12 protein-coding genes are annotated in these 15953 nt (G+C 60.9%); 8 read left to right on the top strand and 4 right to left on the bottom strand.

The features are described 5' to 3' along the window. Positions 1-11: 11 nt before the first annotated feature. The 4 genes from C84B14_RS13785 to groES form a co-directional block, all read right to left on the bottom strand. Entirely contained in the window at positions 12-1031 is a 1020-nt protein-coding gene (locus tag C84B14_RS13785) for a hypothetical protein (protein WP_353224935.1), read from the bottom strand. Positions 1032-1671: 640 nt separating this feature from the next. Then, positions 1672-4425: a bifunctional [glutamate--ammonia ligase]-adenylyl-L-tyrosine phosphorylase/[glutamate--ammonia-ligase] adenylyltransferase gene (gene glnE / locus C84B14_RS13780; protein WP_353224934.1), complete on the bottom strand. Its 2754-nt coding sequence runs from the start codon at positions 4423-4425 to the stop codon at positions 1672-1674. A 367-nt stretch (positions 4426-4792) separates the two neighbouring features. After that, positions 4793-6442 (bottom strand): chaperonin GroEL, encoded by a 1650-nt coding sequence (gene groL / locus C84B14_RS13775; protein WP_353224932.1) that lies wholly within the window; start codon positions 6440-6442, stop codon positions 4793-4795. Positions 6443-6498: 56 nt separating this feature from the next. Continuing rightward, complete coding sequence (gene groES / locus C84B14_RS13770) at positions 6499-6786, bottom strand: co-chaperone GroES (RefSeq protein WP_353225010.1); 288 nt, start codon at positions 6784-6786, stop codon at positions 6499-6501. 292 nt (positions 6787-7078) lie between these two features. Here groES and C84B14_RS13765 point away from each other — a divergent pair, with 292 nt between their 5' ends. The 8 genes from C84B14_RS13765 (at position 7079) to C84B14_RS13730 (ending at position 15828) form a co-directional block, all read left to right on the top strand. Further along, a complete protein-coding gene (locus C84B14_RS13765; RefSeq protein ID WP_353224930.1) occupies positions 7079-8365 on the top strand; it encodes an acetyl-CoA C-acetyltransferase in 1287 nt (428 codons plus the stop codon). Between the two features lie 304 nt (positions 8366-8669). Further along, entirely contained in the window at positions 8670-10007 is a 1338-nt protein-coding gene (locus tag C84B14_RS13760; protein ID WP_353224928.1) for a sodium-dependent transporter, read from the top strand. A gap of 44 nt (positions 10008-10051) precedes the next feature. After that, positions 10052-11392, top strand: coding sequence for an alanine/glycine:cation symporter family protein (locus C84B14_RS13755; RefSeq protein WP_353224927.1), 1341 nt, complete (start codon positions 10052-10054; stop codon positions 11390-11392). A gap of 107 nt (positions 11393-11499) precedes the next feature. Next, complete coding sequence (hemH, locus tag C84B14_RS13750; protein WP_353224925.1) at positions 11500-12501, top strand: ferrochelatase; 1002 nt, start codon at positions 11500-11502, stop codon at positions 12499-12501. A 63-nt stretch (positions 12502-12564) separates the two neighbouring features. Further along, entirely contained in the window at positions 12565-13620 is a 1056-nt protein-coding gene (gene sohB / locus C84B14_RS13745; protein ID WP_353224923.1) for a protease SohB, read from the top strand. 139 nt (positions 13621-13759) lie between these two features. Continuing rightward, a complete protein-coding gene (locus tag C84B14_RS13740; protein ID WP_353224921.1) occupies positions 13760-15172 on the top strand; it encodes a DegQ family serine endoprotease in 1413 nt (470 codons plus the stop codon). Positions 15173-15291: 119 nt separating this feature from the next. Continuing rightward, a complete protein-coding gene (locus C84B14_RS13735) occupies positions 15292-15489 on the top strand; it encodes a hypothetical protein (RefSeq protein ID WP_293627000.1) in 198 nt (65 codons plus the stop codon). A gap of 12 nt (positions 15490-15501) precedes the next feature. After that, the gene (locus C84B14_RS13730) at positions 15502-15828 is read left to right on the top strand and encodes a cell division protein ZapA (protein ID WP_293626998.1); all 327 of its coding nucleotides are present in this window, start codon (positions 15502-15504) and stop codon (positions 15826-15828) included. Positions 15829-15953 lie beyond the last annotated feature (125 nt).

Below are 15953 nucleotides of genomic sequence, written 5' to 3'. Positions count from 1 at the left end.
GCTATTGATCTTTAGCCAGAGTCACTCGCGTCGCGCGAACTGACCAGCTCCGCAACGTACGTCCCGGCAGACTCCGCTACCGCCCCCGTATACGTACGTTGCATGAAGTCTAAAGCGCCTGAAATCGGCCACAGGTGCTTTCGAAGCGTACTATCATCGAATTTCCAGCCGACCTCGCAAACTGCCAGCCTGCCGTTTTGGCCGAGAAGTATGTCGTGCGCGAAAAAGCACGGTCCCACTGCGTCACTGATGCTGGCGCATATGGTTTCCAGCTCTTCCAGCCGAGGCGAAACGCGATCGTTATAGATCGCGTTCAGAAGTTCCGGGTCTAGAGGCGTATCCCCGCTGTGCACATTTGGGGACCCCTCGCTCACCGGCCGACATCGAATATACAGGTCGACTAACTTGGGTCCGACGCAAAGTGCTCTCAAGCAAACATAGTATGCGTTTCCCATATACTCATAACGAGTATCGATGAGTTCAGTGTTATACCGACTCGCGTCCACATCGCAAGTCTCGTCCAGCACCTCCGTAGGGGTCTGCGAGCCAATAACGGCATTCGAAAACACCTTGGAGCCAATGCTCGACTCCACCATTTTCGGCACATCAACACCGCGCGCTGCAAGGAGCTCGTTCGTAGCGGTTTTAAACGCTATCAGCCTGCCGCTGGCCGGCGCATTGAATACTAGTGTATTCGGTCGCTGCACTATGGCCGCGACGTTTTTTTCGCTAGGGTAACTTCGAAAATGCTCCTCATTATAAACAAAAATCACCGCGATAGACGCGCTATGGTATGCGTGCAGATTCTGCACAAGCACGTCTGACGATATGTAAAAATGCGTAGCAACGCCGGCTTTTTGGGCCCCGAATTCGAACTTCGGAAGAAAATACTCAGCGTTTAGTTTTCCTTGCCCACCAAAACCACGCTTGTCGGAACCAACGAATACGATGTAAGCCGAGGCTGGCGATGACGGCAACCGCGCTTGGTACACCTTAGGCGGTTTGAACCATTTTTTAAATTTGTTAGCCAACTCTGTGCCCAGTCTCGATCTTCAGATTAGTAAACTTTTCAAAAATAGCGCGAGAAAGCCGACTTCGCGACCACTTTAGCGACGGCGGCTGTTATTTACAACGACACGACGTTCCATCGACGTGATGCTCAATAAAACCTAACGGAGTCAAGAACTCGCCACCGGAAAGCAAATTACTACGGCTACCGCACACAGATTTTTGTTGCTTAATCTAAATACGGCGTAGTTTCTCTTTGCTTCAATCGGCTTAAAAATAATCAATATGCCCGTAATGACAGCTTGGATAGCTTCGAGTTCGTTAAGAGTGCGGCCTTCGGGTTGGCTATCGTAGTTTTAGTCTGCCAATCTGACACTTTATTGGATGAGGGCTAATACAGCGGATAGGCTGATACCGTCACATTAGGAACATCTTTACCGGCATACCGGCCGCGCAAACTCCTATAGCACTGCCAACAACTCCGAACTTATAGCTACTCCCGCCGCGCTTATTCTCGACCGCTCTAGGATGCAATGAACTCGCCTGCACGGCTATGCGACTGTCTCGAGATTGGCAAGAGCACGCTGTATCGCAGCTGAAACCCTAGAAAAGTATAGCGACTTTATAAGGCCCGCAAACACGATGACCCCTCTTTCACTGCCACTAACCGCTTCCGCCACCGAGCCACGCGCACCATATCTCAGCCACTTCGCCGCGCATCGAGTGGTATTCGTTCGAAGCGATCATGGCCCGGTTCCGCTGCAAGGATGCTGCATGGATCAGCGCCCGATAGCGCCGATAGGCTCGGGTCAGCGTGGCGATCTGTTCGTAATCGGCCCGCCCCGCTGATTCCATGGTTTCGAGAATTCGGATGGCATCGGTAAAGATCATGAGCTCCGGGCATTCATTCCCGTACGCAAGTACCATGAATTGCGCAAGAAATTCGATATCGATCAGCCCGCCGTCCATTTGCTTCACATCGAGTTGATCGCCGTCGGTTTTATCCTTGACTTGCCGCATGCGCGCCCGCATGTCGCGCACCTCCTGCGCCAGCGCCTGAATATCGCGCGCCTTTGAGAGGGTCTCGCGTCGGATGGCATTGAACCGCTGCCCCAACTCGGCCGCGCCACTGACCGGTCGCGCCCTCGCCAAGGCCTGATGCTCCCAAGTCCAGGCCTGCTCCTGCTGGTAGCGGGCAAACGCATCGATATGGGACACCATCATCCCGGCCTGCCCGCTTGGCCGCAGGCGCATGTCGATTTCGTACACGCGCCCGGCCGCGGTCTGGGTGCTCAAGACATGAATGAGCCGCTGAGCCAGACGCGTGAAGAACGCCTGATGCGTGAGGCTACGCTCACCATCGGTCATCGCATCAATCTTGCCGCTGTAGACGAAGACAAGATCAAGGTCCGAGGTATAGCCAAGCTCCAAGCCACCCAACTTGCCGTAAGCGATGATCGCAAATGGTGCACGGTTGCCGTTGTCGTCCCGCGGCGTGCCATAGCGCTTGATCATCTGATGCCACGCCATTTCAAGCGCGACATCGAGTACGAGTTCGGCAAGCTCGGTGAGATGATCGGATACGATCATCAACGGCATTGAATTGCTGACGTCGGCCGCTGCGATACGCAGTGTGGCACTCTGCTTGAACCGACGCAGCGTATCCATACGCAGCTCCAGATCGTCGGCGTCGATCGCAGCCATATCTGCGTTGAGGTCTTTCGTTAGCTCGGCACGCCGCGGCGGTCGATAGAGTTGACGCGGATCGAGAAGGCTATCCAGAAGTGCCGGCTGGGCACGGATACGACTTGTAATCCATTCACTCGTGGAACACAGGCGCATAAGCGTTGATAGCGCCGCTGGGTGCTCAACCAGGAGCGCCATATACGTGCTGCGTCCCACGATGGCGGACAAGACGCTGATGGTGCGGGTCAAAGCCCGATCCGGATTATCCGCCCGTGCTGCCGCACCGAAAAGCAGCGGAATCAACCGCGCAATCCAGCGTCGACCGCGGTCTTCGAGGCTACGATAGAGGCTTTGGCCCTGAATGTCCGCGAGTGCATCCCGAACAGCCGACACATTCTCAATTCCGTATTCGCCGAGCAGGTTCTTCGCCTGTGATTCGTCGAGCTCGCCGTCCCAGAACGCACTGAGTCTCTGGGTTTCCCCATCGGTTTTGCTGTCGTCGGCCTGCGGCGAGACGAACACCTGCTCGAAGGCCTGGTGTACGCCTTCACGCGTATCCTGCATAGCGAGGCTGAACGCGTCCCAGGTTTCATAACCCATGGATTCAGCCAATGCCGTTCGCTCGTCACCTTGTTCGGGAAGATCGTGCGTCTGGCGATCGTCGACCATCTGCAGACGATTCTCGGCGCGCCGCAGGAATCGGTACGCTGTTTCCAGCTCCTCTGCCGTATGGGATGGCAAGTGCCCATCGCTGGCCAGACGCGCAAGCGTCGGCAACAAGCGCGTATCCTGCAGCGAGGGTTCCTGCCCCCCGCGAATAAGCTGAAACGCCTGCACGATAAATTCGATCTCGCGGATACCACCGCTACCGAGTTTGATGTTGTCCTGCAACTCGGCCTTGACCACTTGGCGATCGATGAGCGCCTTCATGTCGCGAATCGATTCAAAGGTGCCGTAGTCCAGATAGCGACGATAGACAAACGGGCGCAGCGCACTGATGAGTTGGCGCCCGCCCTCGATATCGCCCGCGACAGGACGCGCTTTCACCCAGGCGTAGCGTTCCCACTCGCGCCCGTGCCCTTGATAGTAGTTTTCCATTGCCGTGATGCTGGCCGTCAGCGCGCCGGCATCGCCGAAAGGCCGCAAACGTGTATCCACGCGATAAACAAATCCCTCTCGCGTGGACTCGCTCAAAATCTGCACCAGGCGACGCGCTACGCGCTTGGTGAAACCGTCCGCATCCAGGGGTTTGGTACCGTCGGATTCCGCAGCGGCGCGATAGCCAAATATCAGGTCGATATCCGAAGAGAAGTTCAGCTCGCCGCCACCGAGCTTGCCCATGCCGATGATGATCAGACGCTGGGTGTTGCCTTCGGCGTCTCGGAGTACACCGTGGCGCTCCTGCATCGCTTGCTCGGCAGCGCACAGTGCGGCTTCGATACATCGATCGGCCAAGGTCGACAGTGCGGCAAGTGTAGTTTCCAGCGCGTCTATACCGGCCAGATCGCGCCACGCGATGACCGCCATCGTTTCGCTACGATATTCCCGCAAGGCGGCTTCGAACGCTTGCGTGGGCGCGGGCTCTGGCGGCGCGCCAACCAGCTCCGTCTCGGAACCACTCAAGCGCCCTTCGTTCGCTAGAGTCGCGAAGCGCTCTGGGTTGTGTTCACACCAGCTGTCGAGGAAATGACTCCAGCGGCGAACACGCGTCTGTGTTTCGGGGTGAGGCACTTGAAAGGCTCCGAATCGGTCGTCGATCAGCCCGCATGGTAGCGCTGTTGTAGCGTTGTGCCAGCCTTAAGTCGGTGATAACACGGCAAGCCGTGGTATCGCACGCGCTACCTTGCGGCGCACCGCAGCCAAATCGAGCGATGTGCAGAGCCTAATAAGTCGCTACGCGCAATGCGGTCTGCATTCGCGTGGCACGCAGGCGCGCGGCGGGGATAGCTGGCGATTAAATCGCTATCCGGGATCATCCAATGCCTCGATCACCCAAGCCGCGAGGACTTTTATTGACGGCGCGCAAAAAAAAAGCCCCGCACTTGGCGGGGCTCTTCTTTCACGCTGGGATAGGCATCCCGGACGTGGCTAGCACGATTTACATCATGCCGCCCATTCCGCCCATGCCGCCCATGCCACCCATATCGGGGGCACCGCCCTTGTCGTCGTCCTCTGGGACGTCGGCAACGGCGGCTTCGGTCGTCAGCATGAGGCTGGCGATGGAAGCGGCGTTCTGCAGCGCAGTACGGCTGACCTTGGTCGGGTCGAGAATACCCATGGCAACCATGTCGCCGTATTCGCCCGTGGCTGCGTTGTAGCCGTAGTTGCCTTCCTTGGAAAGCACTTCGTTGACCACAACGGACGGCTCGGCGCCGCTGTTGTAGACGATCTGGCGCAGGGGCTCTTCGACCGCGCGACGCAGGATACGGATGCCCGCTTCCTGGTCCGGGTTGTCACCCTTGGCCTGTTCGATCGCCTTGAGCGTACGCAGCAGGGCCACGCCGCCGCCGGGCACGATGCCTTCTTCGACGGCTGCACGGGTGGCGTGCAGGGCGTCTTCGACACGCGCCTTCTTCTCCTTCATCTCGACTTCGGTGGCCGCGCCGACCTTGATCAGCGCCACACCGCCGGCGAGCTTGGCCACGCGTTCCTGCAGCTTCTCCTTGTCGTAGTCCGAGGAGCTTTCCTCGATCTGCGCACGGATCTGCTTGATACGGGCTTCGATGTCGCCGTTCGGGCCGGCACCGTCGATGATGGTGGTGTTCTCTTTCGAAATCTGAACCTTCTTGGCTTCGCCCAGATCGTCCAGCGTGGCCTTCTCAAGGCTCATGCCGAGATCTTCAGAGATCACGGTACCGCCGGTGAGCACGGCCATGTCTTCCAGCATTGCCTTGCGACGATCGCCGAAGCCAGGCGCCTTGACGGCGGCGACCTTGACGATGCCGCGCATGTTGTTGACCACCAGCGTCGCCAGGGCTTCGCCCTCGACGTCTTCGGAGATGATCATCAACGGACGGTTGGCCTTCGCGACGTTCTCCAGAAGCGGCAGCATGTCGCGGATGTTGGAGATCTTCTTGTCGTGGAGCAGGATGTAGGGGTTATCCAGCTCGGCCTGCATCGTCTGGTTGTCAGTGACGAAGTACGGCGAGAGGTAGCCACGATCGAACTGCATGCCTTCGACGACATCCAGCTCGTTGGACAGGCCGGAGCCTTCCTCGACCGTGATCACGCCTTCCTTGCCGACCTTGTTCATCGCATCGGCGATGATCTTGCCGATGTCTTCATCGGAGTTGGCCGAGATCGAGCCAACCTGCGCGATGGCTTTTTCGTCATCACAGGGCTTGGACAGGTTCGCCAGTTCCTTGACGGCGGCGTCCACCGCCTTGTCGATACCGCGCTTGAGATCCATCGGGTTCATACCGGCGGATACAGCTTTCACACCTTCGCGCACGATGGCCTGGGCCAGAACCGTGGCGGTGGTGGTGCCATCACCGGCGATGTCGGAGGTCTTGGAAGCAACTTCCTTGACCATCTGAACGCCCATGTTCTCGAACTTGTCGTCCAGCTCGATTTCCTTGGCTACCGAGACACCATCCTTGGTGATCGTCGGCGCGCCGAAGCTCTTGTCGAGAACGACGTTGCGGCCCTTCGGACCCAGCGTGACCTTGACGGCGTTCGCAAGCGTATTAACGCCACGTACCAGACGCGAGCGTGCGTCTTCGCCAAAACGTACTTCTTTAGCTGCCATAGCTAGCTTCCCCTAAATACTGTGTTCGTAAACGGTGAGCGTAAGCGACGCGGGTCTTAACCCAACACCAACAGGATGTCGTCTTCACGCATTACGACGACATCGTCACCGTCGACCTTGACCGGGCTGCCGGAGAACTTGCCGAACATGACTTTATCGCCGACCTTGACTTCGGGCTTACGCGTTTCACCATTGTCCAGCGGCTTGCCGTTACCTACGGCAACCACTTCACCGCGCTGCGGCTTTTCGGCAGCGGTGTCGGGAATAACGATTCCCCCGGCCGTCTTCTGCTCTTCCTCGAGCGGTTTGATGACGACACGGTCATGTAAAGGACGGATATTCATGCCACCCTTCTCCTCGAAACGTTGGTTGTAGATCAAAAAACATTGTGCCGACGTGCCAAATTGGCCGCCGGGAGAGAACGCCATCATTAGCATTCCCAATCAACGCCATTGATGCGGCCATGGAAACGCCTTTCAAGAGCGGGCCGTTATTTTTTTGATCAGCATCACGCCAGAAGCGCGTTCCGAACCGATAGGGATTTGAAAGGGTTTCTTGTCACTTTGCACTGCAACAATTATCTTGGGGCAGTTAATCAACCGCGCCGGCAGTGAGCCGGCGAAACTGGAGGGATCAATGGCTGAGAACATGCCACGTCGGGTCGCCATCGTAGGCGGCGCCCGCATTCCGTTCTGCCGCTCGAACACCAAATACTCGCATCAGTCCAATCAGGACTTGCTGACCGCATCGCTCAAGGCGCTGTCCGAAAAATACAAGCTCGCCGGCAAGAAGATCGGCGAAGTCGCCGGCGGCGCGGTGCTCAAGCACGCACGCGACTTCAACCTGACGCGTGAAGCGGTCCTCGGTACCGATCTCGACCCGCATACGCCGGCCTTCGATGTTCAGCAGGCCTGCGGCACCAGCCTCGAGGCCACCCTGCTGATCGCCAACAAGATCGCCATGGGCCAGATCGATTGCGGCATCGCCGGCGGTGTGGACACCACCTCCGATGCGCCGATCGCCATCAACGAGGATCTGCGCAAGATCCTGCTCGACGTCAACCGCGCCAAGACCGGCGGCGAACGCGCCAAGCTGCTGGCCAAACTGCGCCCGCGTCATCTGGTGCCGAACTTCCCCGGCGTGTCCGAACCGCGTACCGGCCTGTCCATGGGCGAGCACTGCGAGCTCATGGCCAAGGAATGGAAGATCTCGCGCAAGGCGCAGGACGAACTGGCCGTAGCCAGCCACAAGGCGGCGGCCCAGGCCTACGTCGACGGCTTCTATGACGACCTGGTCTTCCCCTATCTTGGCGTGGAGCGCGACAACAATCTGCGTCCGGACACCAGTGTCGAGAAGCTGGCCAACCTCAAGCCGGCCTTCGACAAGGAAAACGGCACGCTCACCGCGGCCAACTCCACCCCGCTGACCGACGGCGCGTCTTCGGTATTTCTGTGCAGCGAAGAGTATGCCGAGGCCAACGGCCTGCCGGTGCAGGCGTTCTTCACGCCCTATTCGCGCACGGCGGCCGTGGACTTCGTCGACGGCGGCGAAGGCCTGCTGATGTCGCCCACCTATGCCGTGGCCGACATGCTCGACGCCGCCGGGTTCACCCTGCAGGACTTCGACTTCTACGAAATCCACGAAGCCTTTGCCGCACAGGTTCTGTGCACGCTCAAGGCATGGGAATCGAAGAAATACTGCAAGGAGCGCCTGGGTCGCGACACGCCGCTGGGCTCGATCGATACCAGCAAGCTCAACGTCAAGGGCTCGTCGGTGGCGCTGGGTCATCCGTTCGCCGCCACCGGCACGCGTATCGTGGCCACGCTGGCCAAGATCCTGGACGAGAACGGCGGTGGCCGTGGCCTGATCTCCATCTGTGCGGCCGGCGGTCAGGGCGTGACTGCCATTCTCGAAAAGCCGTAGCACGGGGCGCGCAATAAGCGCGCACTGCCTAATCGGTGAATAGAAAAGACGGGCTTTCGAGCCCGTCTTTTTTTTGCGCGGCCGGTACTTGTCTGCGCCGAATGGATACGGGACAGTACGCGATCAAGCTGGCACGATCGCAAAACAATGCCGGCTCAGGGAATAACAAGACTCGGCACGAATAGTGCAAGACGCTCACGGGGCCGGCACAGGCGCCTGTGATCGCCATGCGTGGCAACACCTCAGGGGGAAAAATGGACGATAAGCAGACCATCACCATTCTTATCGCGGTCGGCGTACGAGCATGAGTGCAGCGCGCGAACACTGGGGCAGCCGCCTGGGCTTCATCATGGCCTCGGCCGGGTCGGCCGTAGGCCTGGGCAACGTCTGGAAGTTCCCCTACATGGCCGGCGAGAACGGCGGCGGCGCCTTCCTGATCATCTATCTGGGCTGCGTCGTCTTTTTCGGCTTCGCGCTGGTCATGGCCGAACTGCTCATCGGCCGGATGACGCAGAGCAACCCGGTCGGCGCCTTTCGCAAGCTGGGCGGGCGCGGTTGGCCGGCGGTTGGGGCGATGGGCGTGCTTACCGCCTTCATCATCTTGTCGTTTTATATCGTCGTGGCGGGCTGGACCCTGGCCTATATCCTGTTCATGGGTGAAAACACCTTCAGCGGCCTGAACATCGACGAGAGCACCGCCATATTCACCGGCTTTGTCGCCTCCCCTATCCAGCCGCTCATCTATGCCGCGATCTTTACCGTGCTCATGGTCGGCGTGGTGCTCGGCGGCGTCGCCTCCGGCATCGAACGTGCATCGAAATGGCTCATGCCTTTGCTGTTCGTTCTGCTCGTGGTGCTGGCTATCCGTGCTGTCAGCCTGCCGGGTGCCGGCGATGGCGTGGCCTTCTATCTGATGCCCGACTGGAGCCGGGTGACGGCTGGCACCTGGGGCGGTGCGATCAGTCAGGCCTTCTTCTCGCTGTCTCTGGGCATGGGCGCCATGCTCACCTACGGCTCCTACATGTCGCGCGAGCAGAACCTGCCTCGCGATGCCTCGCTGGTCGTAGGTCTGGATACGCTGGTTGCCCTGCTTGCCGGCCTGGTCATTCTTCCGGCGGTGTTCTCGGCCGGTATGGAACCCAGCGCCGGGGCCGGGCTGACCTTCATGACCCTGCCGACGGTGTTCGCACAAATGCCGGCCGGCGCCATATTCGGGCTGGCTTTCTTCGTGCTGCTTGCGATCGCCGCACTGACATCGGCCGTCTCCCTGCTCGAAGTGGTGGTCAGTTATCTGGTCGACGACAAGGGCTTCACCCGCTTCACTGCCGCCAGCTCGGCCGGCGTCGTGATCTTCTTGCTGGGCATTCCCATTTCGCTGTCGCAGGGCGTCTGGAAAGAAATCACCATCGCGGGCATGACCTTTCTCGACTTTGCCGACTTCGTGACCGCACAGGTCATGATGCCGGCGGGGGGCCTGCTGATCGCGCTGTTCGTCGGCTGGCGGTTGGGGCCGCGCGCCGTCGAGGCACTGAAGTCGCACCCGGATCAACGGCTACCGCTCGCCGGGCTATGGCTGTTCATCCTGCGTTTCGTGGCACCTCTGGGTATTGCTTGGATTCTGGCCCAGGGCTTTTTTGAATAACGTCATCCGGGCTGCGCATGCAGCCCATTCAGGGGGATTCGATAATGGAAACACTTACGAACGCGCTGAGCACGGTCAGCAGCTGGGTCTGGGGCCCGGTGATGCTGTTTTTGCTGCTGGGCACCGGTATTTATCTGACCGTGGGCCTGCGCGGCATTCCGCAACGCAAGCTCGGCTATGGCTTTTCCATGCTGTTCGCGGGCCGCAAGCAGAGTACGGAGCCCGGTGATATCACCCCGTTCCAGGCGCTCGCCACAGCGCTCGCGGCCACGGTGGGTACCGGCAACATTGCCGGCGTGGCCACCGCCATCCACCTGGGCGGCCCGGGGGCGATTTTCTGGATGTGGGTGACCGCTGTCGTGGGCATGGCCACCAAGTACGGCGAAGCCGTACTGGCCGTGAAGTACCGCGAGACCAACGCCGAGGGCGCCTACGTGGGCGGCCCCATGTACTACATTCGCAACGGCCTGGGCGCGAACTGGAAATGGCTCGCCTTCCTGTTTGCGCTTTTTGCCACCGTGGCCGCCTTCGGGATCGGCAACACCGTGCAGTCTAACTCGGTGTCGCAGGTCTTCGACGAAACCCTGTCGGTCCCGCGCTGGCTCACCGGCGTGGTCATGGCGGGCGCAGTGTTCGCGGTAATCATCGGCGGCCTCAAGCGCCTGGCCAGTGTGACCGACAAGCTCGTTCCGGTGATGGCGGTAATTTATGTCATCGGCGCGGCGCTTGTGCTTTTGCTCAACGCGGGGGAAATCCCCGCGGCAATCGGCCTGATCTTTTCCGACGCATTCACCGGCACCGCCGCGACCGGCGGCTTCGCCGGCGCCGGCATCCTCATGGCGATTCGTTTCGGCGTGGCCCGCGGCATCTTCTCGAACGAGGCGGGCCTGGGCAGCGCGCCTATCGCCCATGCCGCAGCGCGTACCGACAGCCCGGTGCGTCAGGGCGTGGTCGCCATGCTGGGCACCTTCATCGACACGATCGTCGTCTGCACCATGACCGCGCTGGTGATCATCGCCACCGGGGCCTGGTCGTCCGGTACCACCGGCGCCCAGCTGTCTGCAGAAGCCTTCACCACCGGCATGCCCGGCCCTGGCGGCTGGATCGTGAGCTTCGGCATGGTGATCTTCGCCTTTTCCACCATGCTGGCCTGGAGCTATTACGGCGAACGCACCGCCGAGTATCTGTTCGGCTCGCGTATCGTCGTGCCCTACCGGCTGATCTGGGTGGTGGCAGTATTCGTGGGCGCCGTGGCCGAGCTGGATCTGGTCTGGCTGATTGCGGACGTCATGAACGCGCTCATGGCCATTCCGAACCTCATCGCGCTGGTTCTGCTCGCACCGGTGGTGTTCAAACTCACCCGGACGTATTTCGATAAAGCATAAGCACCCGCACAGGCGGTAGAATCGGGTATGGGATGCAGCCGTTCGGTTGCATCCCGTACCATTGCCCCTAAATATCGTAGCCCGCGAAACGATAGCGAGAGGACATGATGAATTCCCGCCGTGCGCAGCGCCCGATCGGTGTGCTTTTCACCAATCTGGGCACCCCCGACGATACCTCCATTCCTGCCGTTCGCCGCTATCTGGCCGAATTTCTGAGCGACCGCCGCGTGGTCGATCTCAACCGCGCGTTATGGTTGCCCATTCTCTACGGCATCATCCTGACCTTCCGGCCCAAGAACTCGGCCGAAGGCTATCGCTCCGTCTGGACCGATGAAGGCTCGCCGTTGCTGGTCTACGCACGCCGCCAGGCCGAGCGCATCCAGGCACGGCTGGATCAGGAAATCGAGCGCCCGGTACACGTCGCCCTTGCCATGCGCTACGGCAACCCCTCCATCGAGGCGGGCCTGCGCGAACTGGATGCCGCCGGCTGCAAGCAGGTGCTGGTCCTGCCGGCCTATCCGCAGTATTCGGCAACCACGGTCGCGACGACTTTCGACAAGATCGGCGAGGTGCTTGCCGAGTGGCCGGAGCCGCCGGCGCTGCGCCAGATCAATCGCTACCACGACGAGCCGGCCTATATCGAGGCGTTGGCGGCGTCGGTACGTGAACACTGGGCCGAGCACGGGCGCGCCGAGAAACTGGTGCTGTCGTTTCATGGCATCCCGAAGCGCTATGTGAAGAACGGCGATCCCTACCCGCGCGACTGCGGCATCACCGCCCAGCTGCTGGCGGCCGAGCTTGGCCTTTCGCGCAACGAATACAAGGTGTGCTTCCAGTCGCGCTTCGGTCGTGAGCCCTGGCTGCAGCCGTATCTGGACGAAACGATGAAGGCCTGGGGCAAGGCCGGCATGAAGAGCGTGGACGTGATGTGCCCGGGCTTTTCTTCCGACTGTCTGGAAACGCTGGAAGAGATCAAGGAAGAAAACCGCGAATATTTCGAAGAAGCCGGTGGCGGTTCGCTGCGATATATTCCCGCGCTCAACGACCGCGAAGATCATGTGGACATGTTCACCCGACTGATCAAGCGCGAACTTTCGGGCTGGATCTAATCGCCGGCGTTCGCGTTAACGCTCGCCGGCTCTGCGCCCTGCCCCTCAAGGATAATCGACGCCATGGAGTTGATCGCCGACTTTGCCATGAACTACGGCCTGTTCCTGGCCAAGGCCGTGACCGTGGTCATCGCCCTTGCCCTGACCGTGGGCTGGATACTGAGCCTGATCGGCCAGGCCAAGGCAGAACGCGACGGCGACCGGCTACGCATTACCCACGTCAACGATCGTCTTGATCGTATGGCCGAAACGCTCAATGCCACTCTGCTCAACGACAGCGAGCGCAAGGCCCGCGCCAAGCGCAAGAAGGTGGAAGACAAACAGCGCCGCAAGGCCGAGAAGCTGGGCAAGCGCCATGAGCCGGCGCGCCTGTTCGTGCTCGATTTCGACGGCGATATCCGTGCCTCGGCGGTGGAATCGCTGCGCGACGAAATCACCGCCGTCATGCAGGTGGCCGAGGCCGGCGACGAAGTGCTGGTACGGCTCGAATCCGCCGGCGGCATGGTGCACAGCTACGGCCTGGCGGCATCCCAGCTGGCCCGCCTGCGCGATGCGGGCGTGCGCCTGACCATCTGCGTGGATCGTCTGGCGGCCAGCGGCGGCTACATGATGGCCTGCGTGGGCGAGCGGATCGTCGCCGCGCCGTTTTCCATCATCGGCTCCATCGGCGTGGTCGCCCAGATTCCCAACTTTCATCGCCTGCTCAAGGACAAGCAGATCGATTTCGAAATGCATACGGCCGGCGACTACAAGCGCACCCTCACCGTCTTCGGCGAAAACACCGAGGAAGGCCGCGCCAAGTTTCGCGAGGAACTCGAAGACACCCACGGCCTGTTCAAGCATTTCGTATCGCGTTATCGGCCGAACCTCGATATCGACCGCGTAGCCACCGGCGAGCACTGGTACGGCAGCCAGGCACTCACCCTGGCGCTGGTCGACGAAGTGGCCACCAGCGACGACGTCATGCTCGCCGCCGCACGCGACGGTCGCGACGTATTCACCGTGGCCATGAAACACAACAGCGGCTTTCTGGCCCGGATCGCCGAACAATCGCGGCTTGCCATCAGCCGCAGCCTGAGCGAAAGCGGCCTGGCCAAGGTGGTTCATCGCACGCAATAACTGGGAACCGGCAGGACTGCGTGCAATGACCATGTTTCTGTGCGAGGCATGAAACTCGACCATCCTGCGATGGTCTTAGGCTGCGGGACGACCCGGGGTACGCCGGTCGTATGGTGAACACACCAACGAGAAAAGACCTATGACGCCAATGAACAAGCGGATCAACGCGCTCTTTCTTTCCTGTCTGTTGCTGCTTTGCATGAGCAGCGCCCACGCCGCAGTGCCGAGCGGCATGCTGGCCGGCGACAACCCGTCGCTTGCGCCCATGCTCGACGAGGCGTTGCCGGCCGTGGTGAACGTGGTCGTGACCGGCAAACCCCAGCAGATGCCGGATAACCCGCTGTTCAACGACCCCTTCTTCCGTCGCTTTTTCGACGTGCCCGACCAGCAGCAGCGCCAGACCCCGCGCCAGCCGACCGCGGCCGGTTCCGGCGTGATCGTCGATGCCGACAAGGGCTTTGTGCTGACCAACCACCACGTGGTCACCGATGCCGAGAAGATCGTGGTCCGCCTCAACGACAACCGCGAATACGACGCCAAGCTCATCGGCGACGATCCGGAAACCGATATCGCGGTACTGCAGATCAAGACCGACGACGAGCTCACCGAACTGCCGATCGCCAACTCCGACGATCTGCGCGTGGGCGACTTCGTGGTTGCCATCGGCAACCCCTTCGGCCTGCGCCAGACCGTGACCTCCGGTATCGTCAGCGGGCTGGGCCGGCACGGGCTCGGCAACCGCTATGAAGACTTCATCCAGACCGATGCCTCCATCAACCCCGGCAACTCGGGCGGCGCCCTGGTCAATCTCAAGGGCGAGCTGGTGGGCATCAACAGCGCCATCCTGTCGCGCACCGGCGGCAATATCGGGATCGGCTTCGCCATCCCGAGCAACCTCGTCAACAGCGTCTACAAGCAGATTGCCGAGAATGGCGAGGTGCGCCGAGGTCGTCTGGGCGTGGTCGGCCAGAATCTGACTGCCGATCTGGCCTCGGCCTTCGATCTGGACATCAATCAGGGCGTGGTCGTGGCCCAGGTCATGCCGGATTCGCCGGCGGCCAAGGCCGGCATCAAGGAGCGTGACGTGATCACGCAGGTCAACGGCAAGGACATCGACGACTTCTCGCAGCTGGCCAACGCCATCGGCCTGAAGTCGCCGGGCGACAAGGTCTCCATCACCCTGCTGCGCAACGGCAAGGAACGCGAGGTCAAGGCCACGCTCGGCAACGCGGCCGACGCGCCCGACAGCGCCGGCGGCGATAGCGCCAGCGCCGAAAGCGACCTCGCCTCGGGCCTTCAGGGCGCCACCTTCGGGCCGCTCACCGACGACAACCCGCTGGCCGGAGAAGTCGAAGGCGTGGTGGTCAAAGACGTCGAGCGCGGCTCTGCGGCGGCACGTGCCGGGCTGCGCCCGGGCGACGTGATCACCTCGATCAATCGCCAGCCGGTCAAGGACGTCTCGCAGCTGTCCAAGCTGGCCGGCCCGGACGTCAAGCAGCTGCTGCTCCACGTTCGCCGCGGCGGCGGTGCGCTGTTCCTGCTGATTCGCTAGTCTGCAGGCGCGATCCTTACGATCGCTCACACGAGGCCCGGCATTTGCCGGGCCTTTTTTTTCATATTTCCCGCAGCGCCCGGTGCCGGCTATACTCGGGTACACATCTAGGGAGCGTTATGAGCCAGTTCGAGATCACCCACTTCGAGGATCGCGTCGAAGCCTTGATCGAGGCCTATCGCGCACTGCTGCGCGACTACGAGGAACTCAAGACCTCCTACGAGCAAGAACAGGCCCGCAATCGGGAAACGCGCGAGCGCCTCAACGGCGTGATCGAACGCATTCGCGCGCTCGAAGCGGAAGCCGACAACGCCTAACGGATACACTTAATGCCGCCAGAAAAACAATCCGCGCTGACCATCCGTATTCTGGGCCGCGACTACTCCATCGCCTGTCCAGAAGGCGAGCGCGAAGCGCTGCTCAACTCGGCCGAGTATCTGTCGCGGCGCATGCACGCGATCCAGCGCAAGGGCAAGACGCTGGGCGTGGAACGGATCGCCGTGATGGCCGCACTCAATATTGCCCGTGATCTGATCGCCGCCGAACGTCGGCTCGAGCGTCAGGAAGCCGGTCTGCCCGCCACGGACGGCGAGATTACCGAACGCCTGTCGCAGCTGCAGCTGCATATCGAATCCGCGCTCAAGGAACCGAACTAGCCGCGTAACCCGCCTTGGCGCGCGACGACCGTCCTCGCGCTGCAATAATCGCCGGCAGCCCCGGCACACGCGATCGTGCGATCGCATGATTGGCACCACCGCTTCGAGCCGCGTATCATCGATGC

It is taken from the genome of Salinisphaera sp. C84B14 (assembly GCF_040361435.1).
Taxonomy (GTDB): domain Bacteria; phylum Pseudomonadota; class Gammaproteobacteria; order Nevskiales; family Salinisphaeraceae; genus Salinisphaera.
This window is presented reverse-complemented; position numbering and strand designations above follow the sequence as displayed.

Bases quoted from the DNA above. Each gene is read 5' to 3' on its own strand.
- C84B14_RS13730 (WP_293626998.1), top strand. From the start codon at position 15,502: ATGCCGCCAGAAAAACAATCCGCGCTGACCATCCGTATTCTGGGCCGC.
- C84B14_RS13765 (WP_353224930.1), top strand. From the start codon at position 7,079: ATGGCTGAGAACATGCCACGTCGGGTCGCCATCGTAGGCGGCGCCCGC.
- hemH (WP_353224925.1), top strand. From the start codon at position 11,500: ATGAATTCCCGCCGTGCGCAGCGCCCGATCGGTGTGCTTTTCACCAAT.
- C84B14_RS13740 (WP_353224921.1), top strand. From the start codon at position 13,760: ATGACGCCAATGAACAAGCGGATCAACGCGCTCTTTCTTTCCTGTCTG.
- groES (WP_353225010.1), bottom strand. From the start codon at position 6,786: ATGAATATCCGTCCTTTACATGACCGTGTCGTCATCAAACCGCTCGAG.
- C84B14_RS13760 (WP_353224928.1), top strand. From the start codon at position 8,670: ATGAGTGCAGCGCGCGAACACTGGGGCAGCCGCCTGGGCTTCATCATG.
- C84B14_RS13755 (WP_353224927.1), top strand. From the start codon at position 10,052: ATGGAAACACTTACGAACGCGCTGAGCACGGTCAGCAGCTGGGTCTGG.
- sohB (WP_353224923.1), top strand. From the start codon at position 12,565: ATGGAGTTGATCGCCGACTTTGCCATGAACTACGGCCTGTTCCTGGCC.
- groL (WP_353224932.1), bottom strand. From the start codon at position 6,442: ATGGCAGCTAAAGAAGTACGTTTTGGCGAAGACGCACGCTCGCGTCTG.
- C84B14_RS13735 (WP_293627000.1), top strand. From the start codon at position 15,292: ATGAGCCAGTTCGAGATCACCCACTTCGAGGATCGCGTCGAAGCCTTG.